This is a genomic window from Polaribacter reichenbachii (assembly GCF_001975665.1).
GTDB classification, from domain to species: domain Bacteria; phylum Bacteroidota; class Bacteroidia; order Flavobacteriales; family Flavobacteriaceae; genus Polaribacter; species Polaribacter reichenbachii.
Map to the genome: position 1 here is coordinate 2,173,098 of NZ_CP019419.1, position 18,062 is coordinate 2,191,159.

The 18,062-nt window shown below is 29.9% G+C and carries 13 protein-coding genes; 4 read left to right on the forward strand and 9 right to left on the reverse strand.

Annotated elements, in window-relative coordinates:
• Positions 1-195: 195 nt before the first annotated feature.
• On the forward strand, positions 196-513 hold the full coding sequence (locus BW723_RS09070) for a toxin-antitoxin system YwqK family antitoxin (protein ID WP_226789199.1): 318 nt from the start codon (positions 196-198) through the stop codon (positions 511-513).
• Positions 514-1,077: 564 nt separating this feature from the next.
• Here the strand turns inward: BW723_RS09070 and BW723_RS09075 are convergent.
• The 6 genes from BW723_RS09075 to BW723_RS09100 form a co-directional block, all read right to left on the reverse strand.
• Positions 1,078-1,797 carry an energy transducer TonB gene (locus BW723_RS09075; protein ID WP_068355695.1) on the reverse strand — a complete coding sequence of 240 codons (720 nt, stop codon included), beginning with the start codon at positions 1,795-1,797 and terminating at the stop codon, positions 1,078-1,080.
• 65 nt (positions 1,798-1,862) lie between these two features.
• Entirely contained in the window at positions 1,863-2,240 is a 378-nt protein-coding gene (locus BW723_RS09080; protein ID WP_068355692.1) for a VanZ family protein, read from the reverse strand.
• Positions 2,206-2,586, reverse strand: coding sequence for a glycine cleavage system protein GcvH (gene gcvH / locus BW723_RS09085; protein WP_068355689.1), 381 nt, complete (start codon positions 2,584-2,586; stop codon positions 2,206-2,208). The genes BW723_RS09080 and gcvH overlap by 35 nt, the downstream gene beginning before the upstream one ends.
• 31 nt (positions 2,587-2,617) lie before the next feature.
• On the reverse strand, positions 2,618-9,769 hold the full coding sequence (gene sov, locus BW723_RS09090; RefSeq protein ID WP_068355686.1) for a T9SS outer membrane translocon Sov/SprA: 7,152 nt from the start codon (positions 9,767-9,769) through the stop codon (positions 2,618-2,620).
• A 4-nt stretch (positions 9,770-9,773) separates the two neighbouring features.
• Positions 9,774-10,355, reverse strand: coding sequence for a Holliday junction branch migration protein RuvA (gene ruvA / locus BW723_RS09095; protein ID WP_068355684.1), 582 nt, complete (start codon positions 10,353-10,355; stop codon positions 9,774-9,776).
• Positions 10,356-10,381: 26 nt separating this feature from the next.
• On the reverse strand, positions 10,382-12,661 hold the full coding sequence (locus BW723_RS09100; RefSeq protein WP_068355681.1) for an NADP-dependent malic enzyme: 2,280 nt from the start codon (positions 12,659-12,661) through the stop codon (positions 10,382-10,384).
• A gap of 278 nt (positions 12,662-12,939) precedes the next feature.
• Between BW723_RS09100 and BW723_RS09105 the strand changes: the two genes are divergently transcribed.
• On the forward strand, positions 12,940-15,417 hold the full coding sequence (locus tag BW723_RS09105) for a DUF5686 and carboxypeptidase regulatory-like domain-containing protein (RefSeq protein ID WP_068355678.1): 2,478 nt from the start codon (positions 12,940-12,942) through the stop codon (positions 15,415-15,417).
• A gap of 19 nt (positions 15,418-15,436) precedes the next feature.
• Positions 15,437-15,679 carry a MoaD/ThiS family protein gene (locus tag BW723_RS09110; RefSeq protein ID WP_068355674.1) on the forward strand — a complete coding sequence of 81 codons (243 nt, stop codon included), beginning with the start codon at positions 15,437-15,439 and terminating at the stop codon, positions 15,677-15,679.
• 16 nt (positions 15,680-15,695) lie between these two features.
• Here the strand turns inward: BW723_RS09110 and BW723_RS09115 are convergent, their stop codons facing one another.
• Positions 15,696-15,968 carry a DUF3817 domain-containing protein gene (locus tag BW723_RS09115; RefSeq protein ID WP_068355671.1) on the reverse strand — a complete coding sequence of 91 codons (273 nt, stop codon included), beginning with the start codon at positions 15,966-15,968 and terminating at the stop codon, positions 15,696-15,698.
• A 62-nt stretch (positions 15,969-16,030) separates the two neighbouring features.
• On the opposite strand from BW723_RS09115, the gene BW723_RS09120 reads away from it, so the two are divergent.
• Positions 16,031-16,453 carry a molybdenum cofactor biosynthesis protein MoaE gene (locus BW723_RS09120; protein ID WP_068355668.1) on the forward strand — a complete coding sequence of 141 codons (423 nt, stop codon included), beginning with the start codon at positions 16,031-16,033 and terminating at the stop codon, positions 16,451-16,453.
• An 89-nt stretch (positions 16,454-16,542) separates the two neighbouring features.
• Here BW723_RS09120 and BW723_RS09125 read toward each other — a convergent pair whose 3' ends face one another.
• Both BW723_RS09125 and BW723_RS09130 read right to left on the reverse strand, forming a co-directional pair.
• Positions 16,543-17,562 carry a COX15/CtaA family protein gene (locus tag BW723_RS09125; RefSeq protein ID WP_068355665.1) on the reverse strand — a complete coding sequence of 340 codons (1,020 nt, stop codon included), beginning with the start codon at positions 17,560-17,562 and terminating at the stop codon, positions 16,543-16,545.
• A 96-nt stretch (positions 17,563-17,658) separates the two neighbouring features.
• The gene (locus tag BW723_RS09130; protein ID WP_015481089.1) at positions 17,659-17,850 is read right to left on the reverse strand and encodes a cold-shock protein; all 192 of its coding nucleotides are present in this window, start codon (positions 17,848-17,850) and stop codon (positions 17,659-17,661) included.
• Positions 17,851-18,062: the final 212 nt, after the last annotated feature.

Consider the following 18,062-nt stretch of genomic DNA (forward strand, 5'->3'; position numbering starts at 1 on the left):
AAACGATATCTTTTTTCAAAATTTAATAGCGTTTACTACTTTTTGTCTATAGAATTGTGTTTTTGAACGTTTCTAATGTTAAATTAATGTTACCAAAAAGTGTTTATAATGTAAAAATTACGTATATTTGTAAAGTTAATGTTAATTAAAACTATATATATCATGAAAAAAATAATAACAATCTGTTTGCTTTGTATGGCAACAATCGGATTTTCCCAAAAAATAAAGCCAACTTATAAAGTTGAAGGTGATTTAGTAAAAGCTACTTATTATTACGATAATGGAGACATCAAGACTCAAGGTTTTTTTAAAGACAGTAAATTATCTGGCGAGTGGACAAAGTATAATAAAGAAGGTGTTAAAGTAGGGTTAGCTTACTATAAAGAAGGCAAAAAGGTAGGGAAGTGGTTTATCTGGTCTAAAGACTATTTAAAAGAAATTAACTATGTTGATAATTCAATAGCTTCAGTTAATACTTGGAAAACGGATTCAAAAATGGCTCTTAACAATTAAATACTTTACTTATGTTTAGTTACTAATAACTCATTAGAAGAAAGATTCTAATGGGTTTTTTTATGGATTATAATTAATTTCTCTTAAAGTTTTTGATACGTTTATAATTTTATTTAGTTTTCTCTTAATTCTCTTAATTCTCTTAATTCTCTTAATTCTCTTAATTCTCTTAATTCTCTTAATTCTCTTAATTCTCTTAATTCTCTTAATTCTCTTAATTCTCTTAATTCTCTTAATTCTCTTAATTCTCTTAATTCTCTTAATTCTCTTAATTCTCTTAATTCTCTTAATTCTCTTAATTCTCTTAATTCTTTTTGGTTAACATTAGTAATAAGATAACAGTTCGTTTTTCTTTTTTTATAGCTAATACAATACCTTTAGTTTGTCTATTTGTGGTAAGTAAACCTCTTAATTACTAAAATAGACTTGGTTTTTGAAAGGTTTTAGAATTTATTATAATACTTAACATATAAGGAATCTTTCTTGGTTTAGTAAGAATAGGACACAAAAAAACGTCTAGAAAATTCTAGACGTTTTTATATATTTTAAAAAAGCTTACTATTATTACTCTACAATTAAAGTAAAAGGAATACTATATTTTACACCTACTGGCTTACCTCTTTGTCTTCCTGGTGTCATTTTAGGTAATTGATTCATTACACTAACAACTTCGCTTTTAATTTTTGGGTGTGGTGCTCTTGCTTGAATGTTAACAATGTTACCACTTTTATCAATTTTAAATGCAATAAATACTCTTTTTCTACCTGGAGAAAGCCCTAATTCATTAGGTAAATCTGCATCAAATTTTCTAGAGAAGTGTTTTTGTACTTTTTGACTGAAACATTTTTTTAATTCATCTTTACTTCCTTTACAACCAGGAAATACAGGTACATCTTCGATAATCATAAAACTAACGTCTTCAATTACTTCTTCTACCTCTTCTACTTCTTCAATTTCTTCTACTTCTACAGCTTCAGTTTCATCAGTTTCAGTAGATTCTATTACAGTTTCTTCAATTTCCTTTTCATCTTCAACAATCTCTATTTTTTCTGGAGTTGGTGGTGGTGGAGTTTTAGGTTTAACTGGTTCTACTCTTTCAGTAATAGGAATTTCTTCTTCCATTTCTGCGTTCATACTTACAACCTCTAAATCACCATAGGTTTTGTCATATGTTTTTTGTTCAATTGCTGCATAAGTTACAAACAAAGCTAATACAAGCCCAATCTGCATAAATATTTTGCTGAAATTTTCTAAATTCGATTTAGGATTTTTCTTAATTTCCATTCTTAAAGAGTTTTTAATAGGTTGCTAATTTAATTAAATTATTGTGTTATATACAAGTCAAAACATTAATTAATCCATTTTTTTTTCAAAAAAAGGTTAAATATAATTAAAGCGAGTATTACGCCAAACGAATTTGCAAGAACATCAATAAAATCTCCTGTTCTATAAACCGTTAAACTAGCTTGTAATACCTCAATTATTATGCCAAATATTATACAGCTAATTGCTATCAAATATTTTTTCTCTGGTTTTTTGTAAAAACTAAATAACCAAGCAGCAGTTAAAGTAAAATAGGCTATACTATGAAAAGCTTTGTCTATATTTTTTATTTCTACTCCTGTACCAGAAAGTTTTATTAAACTTAAACATACAATTGCTATAGTTGTACCAATAGCAACAATGATTAAGTTATCCAGCAATAATTTCTTTATACGCTTCAGCATCTAGTAAGTTTTCTATTTGTGAGCTATCAGAAATATCAATTTTTATCATCCAACCTTTATCATAAGGGTCTGTGTTTACCAATTCTGGCTCATCTTCTAAAGTTTCATTAAACTCAATAACTTCTCCAGTTAAAGGCATAAATAAATCAGAAACTGTTTTTACAGCTTCTACAGATCCAAAAACTTCTCCTTCATCTACAGTATCATCTAAAGTATCTACATCTACATAAACAATATCTCCTAATTCACCTTGTGCAAAATCTGTAATACCTACGGTTGCAATATTATCCTCAATTTTAATCCACTCGTGGTCTTTTGTGTATTTTAATTCTGATGGAATGTTCATTTGTAATTTTATTTTATGATTTGAATTTATTTTAATTTCCTCCTAAATTGTAAACGATATTAAATCCACCATTAATTGCCTGTCTAGGGAAAGTGGTTGATATTGCATATCTAGATGTTTGATGGTTGTAATAAAACGATGCTGTTAAATTACTACTCAACGTATAATCTGCGGTAAATTTAATAGAAAATAATCTTTGACCACCACTAATTTGATCATTATCTTCATCTACATACCTTATTTGTGTTAAATTATCTCTAAGAGAAACATCTGTTCTTAAATTAATATCACCTTTTAATGTTGTTTTTTTACCCGTAAAACGTGTATTCATTTTTACATCTTTAAAAACGTAGCCTAAACCAACAATGTACTCTTTACCTGCAATATCAGTTAAAGTACTGTTGTTAAAGTTCATTGTTAAAGTTCTATCTCTTTTAATTTCTCCTCTAAAAGAAAAAGAGTTTTTCATTTTCATATCAACTTTAATTAATGGCGAAAATTCATCAACCAAAGTGGCACTTGCTATTAATTTTTCTGGCTCGTAGTTACCAGCAACATTAGTTTCTGTAAAAGCCGTATCTTCTTTATACTGTAAATTATTTGTAAAACTAGAAATTGTATACGATGATTTATATCCGTGAGAAACCACAAAAGAAGAAAAGTTCTTTTTAAACCATTTCATTTTCATAAAACCATTGTAACGTAATGTCCAATTAGGAATTGGTATATTTCTAAACAAACCTGTACTTACTTTATTCGGGCTTTTACCTGAATATGCAGCAATAAAAGCAGGTAATAAAACTTGCTGACTATTCTCTCCAAAACCATCTGGATTTACAGTTGGGTTTTCTGTTGCAAATCTGTTTGCTATTATACTTCTATAGTCTTTCATTGTTTGAAACAAAGCATCTCCGTTTGTAAATGCTGTTGAAAACATTGAGTGACTTGTACTAAAATTACCAGTTTCGAAAGTATCAATATCATAATCTATAGTACCAGTTGCAGTTCCGTTTTCTATAACATCTAATTGTTGAGAAAGATCTTTGGTTTGTATTTTATTACCTCTTATATCAATGTTTAAATCTTTTATTGGTTGTACAGTAAAAGAATAATCTAATTTATTGTAATGCGTTCTGCTGTATGTTTTATTATAGTAAGCACTTTCATCTATATCTGGTGTGCTAGCATCATCTGTAAGTGATCTAGGGTTAACTAGCCAACCATTTGTAAGAGCTTTGTTTCTAATATCTACTTGACTACCAAATGCAAATGCTGTTGGAGAACCACCTAAAAAGCCAATACCTTCATCATAACCTTGTAAATATTGTCCGTTGTTTTCTGTATAACTTATTTTACCTTGTTTTACTGATGTTAAAATACCCCAAGTTGTTTTTAAAATTTTCTTGCCAATAGGTAAATTTTTCTTAGGTTTAATTCTTGCAATATTTTTTCCTTTAGCATTTTTACGTTGCGATTTGGTTAATAATAATTTTTCGAAACCAATGCTTTTGTATAATTTCTCGAAAGAGAATGTAGTATTTATATTATGTGTATTTGCATTCTGAATTACGTTACCTATTTGTGCAGCTATAGTTTCGTCTTGTGACGATACTTGCCAATCAAAATCTGCTGTGTAAGCATAATCTGCTTTCATAAAACTTAAGAAAGGAAACTTATTTAAAGGTAATTGGTAAGTACCATTTAATTTTTGATGATATTGGTTTGGTCTTCCTGTATTAAAGAAATCATCAAAAATTTGTAATTCTTCATCGCTTCCAAAAGTATCATAAATGTAACTATTACTTGCGTTAAAATTCATTTGCAGCGATTTTGTTAAATCGAAACCAACTGCGTAATCCCAATCGAATAAAAATCTACGCTGTTTTAATTCTGGTTGTGCAGATAAGCCTTCTACCAAATTTCTAGATTGTTGTTCGTTGTAACTCCTATTAATTCTAGAGTTTATAGCTAATGTAGTAGGTATTGGGTTAATATTTAGGTCTTTAATAAATTTCCAATATTTACTTTTAAATTTCTCTGAATTTTTAAAGAGTTCAATTGGTTTAGAGTTAAAGTTAAAATTGTAAGCTGCAGAAGCCATTACATTTTCGTTAATGTATTTTTCTATATTATAGTCTCTATGAAATTCTTTGTTATGAGAATAAGAAACTGCTAAATTTTCTACATCATAAAATTTAGGTTTTTTACTAGAGTTAGGGTTTCTATTCTTTTTAACATTAATAAAGCTAATGCTAGTTCTTTTTGTATAATCTCTAGAAAACTCGCTATTTGGGTTTTGTTCAATAGCGTCTGCTAATTCTACATCTTGGTATTGAGGATCGTATTTTGGGTCTATAAAAGTTTCTCCCACACTATAGCTCATAGGTATTTGAAGTCCCCATTTTTTTGGAGTTAAAACTTTACCTAAACTAACAGATGTAGAAACATCATACTGTTTGGTTTCGTCTAAAGTTCTTTGGCTTACTCTGTCTTCTACGTTTCCAAAACCAACTGTTTCCATACTACCTGCTAAAGAAATGTTTGCTACATCTGCAAAGTTAGCGTCTGCATTTACAATTGCAGCCCAACCTGCTTCGTTATCGAAATCAGAAGAACGTAATTCGTTAAACCAAACCTCACCAGTTCTACTTATCAAGCTTGTGTTTTTTAAACCTAAAACAATAGTTCTTAATTGTGCTAAAGTTGGGTTACCTTTTACGGTTATTGTATAAGGTAAATCTACTTGTTCTGCAGAAACATAAGGTTCATTAATAGAGGCACCTATTGCGTCTCTTTCTAATTTTACTTTACCTAGGGCTTCTAAAAGCACATCTAAATTGTTTTCTTCTGGCCAGATATCGAGTTGGCTGTTGCCCCCAGAACTTACTGTTAAAGGAACCTCTAGTTCGTAATAATTTTCGGCTAAATCTGTTCCTAATCTTACAATACCAGAAAAACCTTCATCGCCCTCTAAATGCATAAACATTTTAAGGTTTTTAAAACGTCTTAAATCTACGCTTATGTTTTTGTAAATGGCTCTTGTTTTATTAGGTTCTAAATTGGTAACACTTAAAGTAACAGATTGTTCGTTTTGCAATTGTACAGAAGTAGAACCTTGCAAGCGCTCACGCTCAATACCTGGAGGTTGTATGTAGCTACCATTGTTTTGTTCTATACTTACTACACCAACTTCGAAATTTTCTAGTTCTGTTTGATCTAAATCTCTATCTGGGTCAATAGTAGGATCTATAGTTTTTGTATAACGTCTCCAATCTCCACGAACCAAATCTAACTCACCAAAACGAATAACTACTGGTATTTTAAAATTGGTTAAATACATTCTTACAAAACGAATGCTATTAAAGTCAGAAATTCCGTTTACAGAAATTCCGTTTCTAATTGGTACTCTAAACTGATACCATTTTGTTTCTTGAGTATTTCCGTTTTCAAGAGTTACAGAAGTTGTTTTTTCATCTACAATATAATTCCTACCTTCCTGTAATTCATTTCTATCCATAGAAATTTTATACTCATAATAACTCTCAACAGTATTCATTGTTTGATCTTTGTTGATGTCTTCTACATCTGGATAAGTTGTAGATGAAGTAGGATAAGTTTCTGGAGATTGATTTAAAGTAGGTGAGTTTCCTTGCGTGTTATTGTAATCTTTATATCTGCTGATAATTGATGCATTTATGGCATCTAAATTACCGCCTCTAAAAAAATGAAAGTTATCTGCTGCAGGATCTGCCAAACTACTATAAATACCAATGTCTGCTAAACTACTTTCTTCAAGGTCATTTAAACCATCAAAACCAACATCTTGATTAGTTCTTGCTGTATCATCTTCGCTAAAAGCATAAATTATTGACGGATTTCTGGGTACATCTCCCCAAATGGTTCTGTTTACATTAACTGTATTTACTTTTGCTCCATCTTCGGGTAAACCATTCTCGAACATTTTTCGATTATCCTTTACAATATCTTCGGATATATTTCCAAGATTGATATATAAATCTCCCACTTGATTCGAAACATCATTAGGATTTACACCTGGAGGTAAACCTTCTTCTTCTGTAATCGAATAATTTTGATAAGGATCCATAATCCAAAACTGAATGTATTCAACATTGGCTTGATCAAAATTATTTGTATTTAAAGGACGCATAATTCCACCCCAGTTTTCTTCTGGTTTAAGTAAGGTAACTTTATTGTTTGCTACATCAACATTTGCTTCAGTTGTGTTTTGGTTAAAATTATAAGAACCTCTTTCTTGCGGAAAATAAGCTAAATCTAAAGTTCTAATAAGTGTGTTTTGAGTAATGTCAAACTGCTGATCAGGAAAAAGTTCGCTGTAATTAATTTGTCTTGTTTCTGCTCTAGATTGTTCGTCTGCATTAATACTTGCAGGTGTATCTCCTAAACCATAAAAAATTTGATCTATACTATACCAAGCTAATTTTCCTCTTTTATTATTGTAATCTAAATCGCTACTATTACCATTAAAACGATCATCAGTTTCGTTTCTAGGTGTACTTGCCTCATACCAATCTAAAGCAGATAATAAACTAATTGGTATCTGAGAAGCTTCAAAATCATCAATATAAGAGGTAGCTGCACCAGCAACGTCAATGCCACTTGGTGTTCCAGGTAATAAATATGCCATATCTGCTCTTACAGATAAATTAGAAGGTACATCAGTATCTACAAAAGGTAATTTATTTGCCAATTTAGTAAAGTAAGGTACTTCTGTAGAGTAATCTATGTTAACCCCAAACATAGTGTTATTTATTGGCTCTGCACCAAAATTAACTTTGGGTGTTAAAGGTCTTTCATTTACATTTAAAACGGTAGCACCTACTATAAATTCATCAGAAAATTTATGTTCTACATCAATACCCATAAAGGTTTTTCTTTGTTGATTAAACACAGCATTATTTTCTGTAGATACGCTTATAGGGGTTCCAGAAGCTTGTAAACCTGGGTCTATAATTTGTACTCTACCTAAAGAATAATCTACGACATAATCTACACCTTCTACAAGTTGTTTGCCACCAGCAGTAACTTTTACAGATCCTCTAGGCACATTAAATGCGCCAATAGGAATTCCCCCAGCACTTTCTGATTTAAAGTATCCTTTTAAAAAGTATTTGTCTTTATTTTGATAGTTATTTTTAATATTGATTTTTGTGTTTAAATACAGTTCTTTAAAAAGGTATTCACTATCTAAGTTTTCATCTAAACCAACATCACTAGGGTTACTATTGTTTAAAACTAAATCGTTACCAAAAGGTTCTGGTTCTGGAAAAATAACATATCCGTTTTCAGAAATTACAGTTATTCCTTCTACATAATCGAAATAACCATCTGCATTTCTATATTGACTTTGGTCTAATTGATCTAATTTAAAAACTTGAATTAGAGGTAAATTAGGAATGTTAGCTGTATTTGCATTTTGTAAAACATTAGATGCTATACCTGTTTCATCATCTCTGTACTGAATTTCGAAACGAAAACCATCTTGAGATAATGGATATGCGCCTAAAGCATAAACATTTTTCATCATTAAACGCCAGATTGGAAATGATTCTGTTTCTCCTGTTGTAGCGTTTTCGCGATTGGTTTGTAAAATTTCTGAACGTAATAACTTAACAGCTAAATTATCTGGTGCTTGTATACCATCATTAGAAAATTCACCAACTTTAAAAGATTTTTCAGAAGTTCCGTTTACAGAACCCGCAACTGTATACTCGTAAGCTACTGCTAAAACTTCACCATCATTTAATCTTCTATTTAAAGAAATGTAACCTAATTGAGAGTTTAAAGTATATTCGTTAGTACTTAATTTTCTAGCATTTTCTAGCATTGAGTAATCTGTACCAGAGGTCATATTAAAATTACTCCTTAAGGTATTTTCTACATTAGAAACATCTCTAATGCCCGCCAAAACTGCATCAGTATAAATATTGTTAGCATTATTTTGTGGTAAAAATAATTGCTCACCATTAGCATTAATACTAATAGGGTTATTAGAGTTTGTTACAGTACCAGGGTCTGCAACTAAATTTCTGTAAAAATCATTATTAGCATTTGGGTTATCAGTTTCACCTATATCTGCAAGTGCAACAATACTTCTAAAATCTTCTGTAGTAGCATTTCTGTTGGTAATCCAAACTTCAATTCTAGTAATATTTACTTGGCTACTAATTAATGGGTATTGCTTTAAAGAATTTGCATAATTATCAATAAAAAACTGCGATAAGAAAAAGTGTCTGTCATTATCATAATCTGTAGCCAATAATTCAAATTCTTCTATAGAGGCACCAGCTTCTGCAACAACTGTTTTACTTTCAGAGTTTTGTTGCGAAAAAACAGCAGTAACACTGGTGTTACCAAATTGTAGTTTGGTTTTTACACCAAATAAGCTTTGTGCACCATTAATTAAAGAGTTTTTAATTGGCATTGCAATATTACCAGCTTCAATACCTTGTATAATATCGTCTTCTGTAGGCGAATAATCAATTTTTACTAAGTTTTGAAAATCGAAAGTAGATTGTGTGTCGTAATTAGCTGTAAATTCTAAACGTTCACCAACTTTAGCACGAATACTTGCATTTATTTGCTGATCAAAATCAAAAGTAAAACTACTTCTGTTTTCTTCGGATATTTGTGGGTTTTCTGTATTCTGATAAATAACACCTAGTTTCAAGTTCAGATTACCTGTTGGAGTTACTTTTACAGTGTTTCCACCAAAAATGGATTCGAAAAACTTAGAATTTACATAATACTCAGGTAATAAATCTCTTTGTGCAGCTGCAGCACCTTTTTTCTTACTATTAGTTGCACTTACTTTGTCTTTAAAATACTGTAACATATCTCGTTTTAAACGATATTGCGCGTATTCCTTTTGCGTTAAAAAAATAGGAGTTTTGGTGTAATAATCACCAATTTTTTCGATTATTACGTATTTGTTTAAAGCCTTATCAAAAATAACTTCCTTTTCTGCTAAATCATCTAAGAAAAGTCCTCCTTTTTGGGTGTTGTTAAAGTCGTATCTTAAGTTTAAAGTGTCTTTTTTTACTTCAGTTGAATCTTTACTTTGTGTAGTTTGAGCGTGTATTGATAAATTTACTGAAAAAGTAAATAGAACTATTGCAATTATTTTTTTTAATAATCTAATCAATTGATTATAAATTTTTTAAGGCTAGTTTTATGATTTTTTCTACGGATGCATCAGGGTTTTCCTTTAAAACAGCGTTTACAACTTTATCAGATTGTTTTTTGTGAAAACCTAAAACTTCTAAAGCAGATAACGCTTCATCTTTGTTCGTATTGCTTGTGTTTACAGAAACTTCATCAATATCAAACGTTTTTAAAATTTTATCTTTTAAATCGACAATAACTCTTTGTGCAGTTTTTGCACCAATACCTTTTACTGATTGTATTACAGCTACATTTTCTGACGCTATTGCGTTTTGTATTTCTTCTGATGTCATAGAAGAACACATAGTTCTTGCTATACTTGGCCCCACGCCAGAAACAGAAATAAGTAGTTTAAAAACTTCTCTTTCTGTTTTGTTAATAAACCCAAAAAGCGTGTGCGCATCTTCTCTTATAGATAAATGTGTGTATAAAACTACATTTTCATCTGCAGGTAAACTAGAAAAGGTATTTAAAGAAATGTGCAATAAATACCCAACACCATTACAATCTACAACAACTTCTGTTGGATTCTTTTCAACTAACCTTCCTCTAACTTGTGTAATCATAGATTGTTTTTCTAAGCTCTAAAATACTATTTTTTATTCTTTTCCCTTTGCTGCGCATCAACACAAGCCAATGCAGCCATATTTACCATTTCATCTACACTAGAGCCTAGTTGTAAAACGTGTACAGCTTTGCTTAATCCTAAAATTACTGGACCAATAGAATCTGCACTTTCCACTTGTTTTAATAACTTATAAGTGATGTTTGCTGATTCTAAGTTCGGGAAAATTAGAATATTTACTTTTTTGCCATTCAATTTAGAAAAAGGAAACTCTTTGGCTAACATTTCTGGATTTAAAGCAAAATCTGCCTGTAATTCTCCATCTACAACTGCATTAGGAAAATGACGATGAATATAAGAAACTGCTTCTCTAATTTTCTTAGAAGTTTCTGTGTTCGATGATCCGAAGTTAGAAAAAGACAACATAGCAACATTTGGTTTCATACCAAACATTTTTGCTAAATTAGATGTCATTTGCGAAATCTTAACTAAATCTTTTGCACTCGGACTAATATTAATAGTTGTATCTGCCAAAAAGATTGGACCTCTTTTGGTTAACATTAAATTACATGCAGCTACTTTAGAAATGCCTTTGTCTTTTTCAATAAGTTCTAAAATAGGTTTTACTACAGTTGGGTAAGGTCTAGAATAACCTGTAATTAAAGCATCAGCTTCGTTTTCGTTAACCATCATTGCAGCAAAATAATTACGCTCTCGCATTAATTTTTTTGCTTCAGTTAACGTTCTACCTTTTCGTTGTCTAGTTTTCCAGTAAGCTTCTCCAAAACGATTTCTTCTTTCTCTTTCTTCGTCTGTTTTTGGGTCAAAGATTGGTACATCTCCTGTAAAACCAATTTCTTCTTTTAATGCAAGAATAACTTCTTTTCTACCTAATAAAATAGGGTCTCCAAGTTTTTCTTCGTGTACTCTTTGTGCTGCTTTAAGTACATCTAAATGATCTGCTTCTGCAAAAACAATACGCTTTCTATTACTTTTTGCTCTGTTATGAATTAAACGAATCTCTTTGCTACCAGAGCCAGAACGTTCCATTAATTCTTCTCTATATCTATTCCAATCTGTAATTGGTTCTAGTGCAACTCCAGAATCCATAGCTGCTTTTGCAATTGCTGGTGGAATTTCGTAAATTAATCTAGGGTCAAAAGGTTTAGGAATAATGTATTCTCTACCAAATGTTAAGTTTATTTCGTCATAAACGATGTTTACTTGCTCAGGAACCGATTTTTTTGCCAAATCTGCCAAAGCGCAAACAGCAGCCATTTTCATTTCTTCGTTAATTTTAGCAGCTCTAACATCTAAAGCACCTCTAAAAATAAAAGGAAATCCAAGTACATTATTTACTTGATTAGGATGATCTGATCTACCAGTTGCCATAATAATATCTGCTCTTGTAGCAACAGCTAAATCATAATCTATTTCTGGTGTTGGATTTGCCATTGCAAATACAATCGGGTTTTTAGCCATAGATAAAAGCATTTCTGGAGTAACAATATTCCCCATAGATAAGCCAATAAAAACATCGGCATTTTGCATTGCTTCATCTAAAGTATTTAAGTCTTTATCTGTTGCAAATTCTGCTTTTTGCGATGTTAAATTACCTCTGTCTTTTCTGATAACACCCTTGCTATCGCACATTACAATGTTTTCTCTTTTTGCACCTAGCTTTAAATACAAGCGAGTACAAGAAATTGCAGCTGCTCCAGCACCATTTACTACGATATTTACTTTAGAAATATCTTTTTGGGTAATTTCTATAGCGTTTTTTAAAGCAGCAGCAGAAATAATTGCAGTTCCATGCTGATCATCGTGCATTACAGGAATATCTAACTCCTCTTTTAACCTTCTTTCTATTTCAAAAGCTTCTGGGGCTTTAATATCTTCTAAGTTAATTCCACCAAAAGTAGGTGCAATTGCTTTTACAGTTTCTACAAATTTATCTACATCTGTAGCATCTACTTCAATATCAAAAACATCAATATCAGCAAAGATTTTAAATAGTAAACCTTTACCTTCCATAACTGGTTTTGAGGCTTCAGGCCCAATATTACCCAACCCTAAAACTGCAGTTCCGTTAGAAATCACTGCAACTAAATTTCCTTTAGATGTGTATTTGTAGGCATTGTTTTTGTCTTTTTCTATTTCTAAACAAGGCTCTGCAACACCAGGAGAATACGCTAATGTTAAATCGTGCTGAGTTGCATATTTTTTTGTTGGTATTACCTCAATTTTACCAGGTTTTGGTTTTGCGTGGTATAATAAAGCTTCGTGTCGTTTTCTAGAATCGCTCATGCTTATTTTTAATTTCTATGTAGTTCACAAATATAGGGCTTTCATATAAAGAGCAAAGCAATTTTCAACTTTTTAGATGTCGATTTTTTATTGTAAATCGTTGTCAATTAAACGCAACCTACGTTTGGTTTTTTTAACAATTTAAAATCATAGGCAACTTTTGGTATTGTTATTGTGTCTTAATTTTTTAAGAAATTATTGTATGTTGTTTAACAAATTTTAAAGATTTGCTTAAATAAGAAACTTTAAGTTTGTGAAAATCAACCAAAAAAGAATCTATGAAAAAAACATTACTATCACTATTTGTGTTATTGATTTCGTCAATGACAATTGCTCAAGTAAAAGGAAAAATTACAGACACTAAAAACGAACCACTCTCTTTTGTAAGTATTTATTTAGATAAAACTACAAAAGGTACAACCTCTAATGATAATGGAGATTATTTTTTAGAAACCAATAAGTTAGGAAAACAAATTATCGTTTTTCAATTTCTAGGCTACAAAACATTAAAAAAAGAAGTGAATATTACTTCTTTTCCTTTTGAATTAAATGTAAAGTTAGAACAAGAAAATATTCAATTAGATGAAATTTCTATCTCTACAAAAGAGAATCCTGCAGATAGAATTATTAGAAATGTAATAGCTAATAAAGATAAAAACACAGACAAATACGCAAATTATACTGCTAAATTTTATTCTAGAGGATTAACCAGAATTAAAGATTTACCTAAAAAATTTCTTGGTCAAGAAGTAGGGGATTTAGGTGGAGGATTAGATTCTACAAGAAGCGGAATTATTTACTTGTCTGAAACTTTTTCTAATATATCATTTCAGAAAAAACCTAAAAAATTTAAAGAAATAATTACTGCTTCTAAGGTTTCTGGAGAAGATAATGGAGTAAGTTTTAATAGAGCAGAAGAATCTGATATTAATTTATACAACAATAGTATTGAGGTTTTTAATAATTTAATTTCGCCTATTTCTACAAATGCTTTTAGTTATTATCAATATAAATTAGAAGGTACATTTTACGATAAAAATGGTAAACTCATCAACAAAATAAAACTAATACCAAGGCGTAAAAACGATCGTGTTTTTGAAGGTTCTATTTATGTTGTAGAAGATGATTGGGCTTTATATGGTTCAGATTTAACAACTACAGGTGTTCAGGTAAATTTGCCTTTTATAAATTCTTTGGGTGTAAAACAGAGTTATAATTATTCTGATAAAGTTGATGCTTGGGTTTTAGTGACACAAAACATTGCTTTCGATATTAAGTTTTTAGGCTTTAAACCTCGTGGAAAGTTTTCTTATGTGTATTCAGATTACGACTTTAAACCTAATTTTGATGAAAATACATTTACTAACGAAGTTTTATCATTTAAAGAAAATGCCACCAAAAAAGATTCTGTTTTCTGGAATACTTTAAGACCTGTACCATTAACCAAAGAAGAAACTCAAGATTATGCTTTAAAAGACAGTATAAAAGTAGTTCGTAAATCAGAAAAGTTCTTAGATTCTATAGATAATAGATCTAATAAATTCAAATTATTATCTCCAATAACTGGTTATAGTTATAGAAATACTTACGAAAAATGGTCTTTGTCTTTTAGGGGATTAATAGACGATTTTGGTTTTAATACAGTTCAGGGGTTTAAGACTTCTTTAGGAGCAAGTTATTTTAAAAGGTTAAATGATAAAGGGAAATGGTGGAGTGCAGGTTTTGATGTAGAATATGGTTTATCTGATAAAAGAGCCAGACCGACTTTTTATTTTAGTAAAAAATGGAATAATTTTTCTAGACCTAGAATGTATATTACAGGAGGTGTAACAACAGCTCAATTTAATAGAAGAAATGCAGTTAATCCTTTAGATAATTTTGCGCTTTCTTTATTTAGAAGACAGAATGTACTTAAGATTTATGAAAAAGAATTTGCAAGAATTGGCTATTCTGAAGAAATTAAAAACGGAGTATTTTTCTCATCATCTTTAGAATATGCGAATAGAAAACCACTTTTTAATACTACAAATTATTCGTTTGTATCCGAAGAAAAATATCAACCTTATACCTCTAATAATCCTTTAGAACCAAATAATTTTACAAGTTCTGTTTTTACAGCGCATAAAATTGCGACATTAAATATGGGATTAAGATTTGTTTTTGGTCAAAAATATTTAACCTATCCAGATAGCAAGTTTAATATTGGTAACGAAAAGTATCCTACATTAAATTTAAATTATAGAAAAACCTTTGCTGCTGATAATGCTGATTTTAATTCTGATGTATTAATAGCTACTTTAAGACAAGATGTAAATACAGGCAATTATGGCGAGTTATTTTATAAAATTAGAGCTGGTGCTTTCTTAAAAAAGAAAGACATTCCGTTTATGGATAATTTGCAAGTTGTGGGTAATGAAATGTTTTTTACATCTGCAACAAATAGAAAAAATAATTTTGGTTTGTTAGAGTATTATCAATATTACACAAATGATAAATATGCAGAAGCGCATATAGAACATAATTTTAAAGGTGCTATTTTAGGTAGAATTCCGTTGATAAATAAAATGAATTTCCATTTAATTGGTAGTGCAAAAACAATGTTTATGTCTGATACCAAACCTTATTCAGAATATTCTGTTGGGTTAGATAATATTGGTTTTGGTAAATGGCGTTTGCTAAGAGTAGATTACGTAAAATCTGTAAATGGAGGTAATCGAAAAAGCGGATGGTTGTTTGGCTTAAATATGTCTTTCTAATCATTTATCTTTGTTGATTATGAAAATAAAAACACTTTTTTTCGGAATTACATCAGATTTGGTAAATGCATCTGAATTAGAAATTGAGGTTGATGAAAATTCATCCGTAGAAAATTTTAAATCTATTTTAAAAGATGAGTTTTCTAGTTTAGAAAAAATTAATTCTTACGCAATTGCTGTAAATGAAGAATATGCAGAGAACGAAACTCTTTTAAAAGTAGGTGATGTTGTTGCTGTAATTCCGCCAGTAAGTGGAGGTTAAAATCTTGTAATAGATTTTATCTTAAATATTTTTTATCAACATAAAAAGTACCAAAAGGAATGATTGAACAAAGTAAAACAATACCTAAAGTTTTGCTGTTCCAGTTCATTTCTTTTTTAATTACGATAGCCAAAACAATATAAAGCATAAAAAGTAGGCCATGAGGCATACCTAACATTTTTACATAAGTTTCATCACCTTGAAAATATTTAATAGGTGTTGCAATAAATAATAAAAGTAGGTAAGAGATTCCTTCTAAAAAACTAACAATTCTAAAAATGCTTTTCATTCTAATGTTCTAAAAATAATAAAGTACAAAGATACATTATGAATGATTACTTTTGTTAAACTATGCAGAGAACTTCAATAAAAATTACATCAGAAAAATTAGATTTAGAAGAATGTTATCAATTTGTAGAAGATGATTCTTGTGGAGGAATATCAGCATTTGTAGGTACTGTAAGAAATGATACACAAGGTAAAGAAGTAAAACAACTCGATTTTTCTGCTTACAAGCCAATGGCAATTAAAGAAATGCAAAAAATTGCAGATTTAGTTTTAGAAAAATTCGAAATTAAAAAAATTGCCATTCATCACGCAGAAGGAATGTTGCAAATTGGCGCAATACCTGTTATAATTACAGCATCAGCAAAACATAGAAAAGCTGCTTTTTTGGCTTGTGAATTTGCAATTGATACTTTAAAAGAAACTGTACCCATTTGGAAAAAAGAATATTTTTCTGATGGTGAAGTTTGGGTAAATGCGCATCCTTAGTATTCAGTATTCAGTGTTTTGGTATGGTAAAAAGAGTAGTTTATAACTTTGATTTTCGATGAAAAATTTATTTTTGCAACAGCTAACAGCTAACAGCTAACAGTTCTCCTGCTTTGTAGCCATAAATAAAATTGCAATCCAAATAAAATTGCACCTGCTAATAAATGTATGGCTTGTGTGCCTAAAGGGAATTCAGCATAATACATTAAAATACCAGTTATGGTTTCTAAGAAAAGTAAAAAGATAATCCAATTAACTAATTTGTAGCCTAATTTTTTTATTTGATTGATGTAAAACATTCCTAGATTAACTAATAAAATAGCAATAGTAAAAGATCTATGAAAGTAAAATTTAAAACTAGGGTTTAGTAAACTATAATTCTTGTTTTCAAAACCAAAAAGTTTTACTTGTTCATCTATAAATTGTCTTACTTGCGTACCCATTGCAATTTGCACTAAAGAAAAAATTACAGAAACAATTAATAGTTTATTAAAAGTTGAGTTGTAGTTATATGTTTTTTTATCAGAAAGAATAAATTTTAACTTTAGTAAAATGGCAATGATAATTAAACCAACTACCATATGTATGGTAATTATAGTTGGTGTTAAATTAGTGTCTACTACTGTTTTTCCAAGCCAAGCTTCAAAGAGCATTAAAAAGAATGCTGCAAATGATAATATGGTAATTGTTTTGTTTTCTTTCCAGAATTTGGTGGCGCCATAAATTAAAAATAGAAATACAAAACCAGCTAAAACAGAGGTTAATCTATTAATATATTCGGTCCAAGTATGATATTTATTAAATTTATTATAATCGTGTTTGGTGTATTTTGCCCAATTTCTGGCGTTAAACTCAGAGGAAGTGTTTAAATCATTTTCGGCAACAAATAAAGCTTCATCTTTAATAATAATAAACCCTTTTTTGTATGTTGTATTTGGTTTCCAAGTAATTTGTTCTTCAGAGGTTGGCGGAATGTAGTATCCAAAACATTTAGGCCAATCTGGGCAACCCATTCCAGAGCCAGTCATCCTTACTACAGATCCTGCTAAAAAAATAATATAAAGAGATAGTATAGAAATTTGAACAATTTTAGGAAATCTCGTTTTCATCAAAATAAAAGTTTTTGCAAAAATACGGCAAAAAAAAGCCGCTTAAAATAAATTAAACGACTTGTGTCTTATGTAAAAAAATTCTAAATAATATAATTAGATAACTCTAACGTCTACTGCGTTTAAACCTTTTCTACCTTCTTTCAGGTCAAATTCTACTGCATCACCCTCTCTAATTTCGTCGATTAATCCTGATACGTGCACAAAATACTCTGTTTTTGAACCGTCTTCAATTACAAATCCAAATCCTTTAGATTCGTTGAAGAATTTTACTGTTCCGTTTTTCACTTTGATATATAATAAATGTTAATAATACTACAAATATAAGATTATATGCATTACGTTTTACAAATCTTTACTTTAAATAATGATCAAGAAGAATTTTTTTTAAACCATAAGATATTTTAGATTTTATTTTGATGATAAAAGTCAGATTAAAAAATCATTTTAAGAATGTCAGTAATAGTAAGGTTTTAAAGAGGTTATGTCTTTTAATTAAT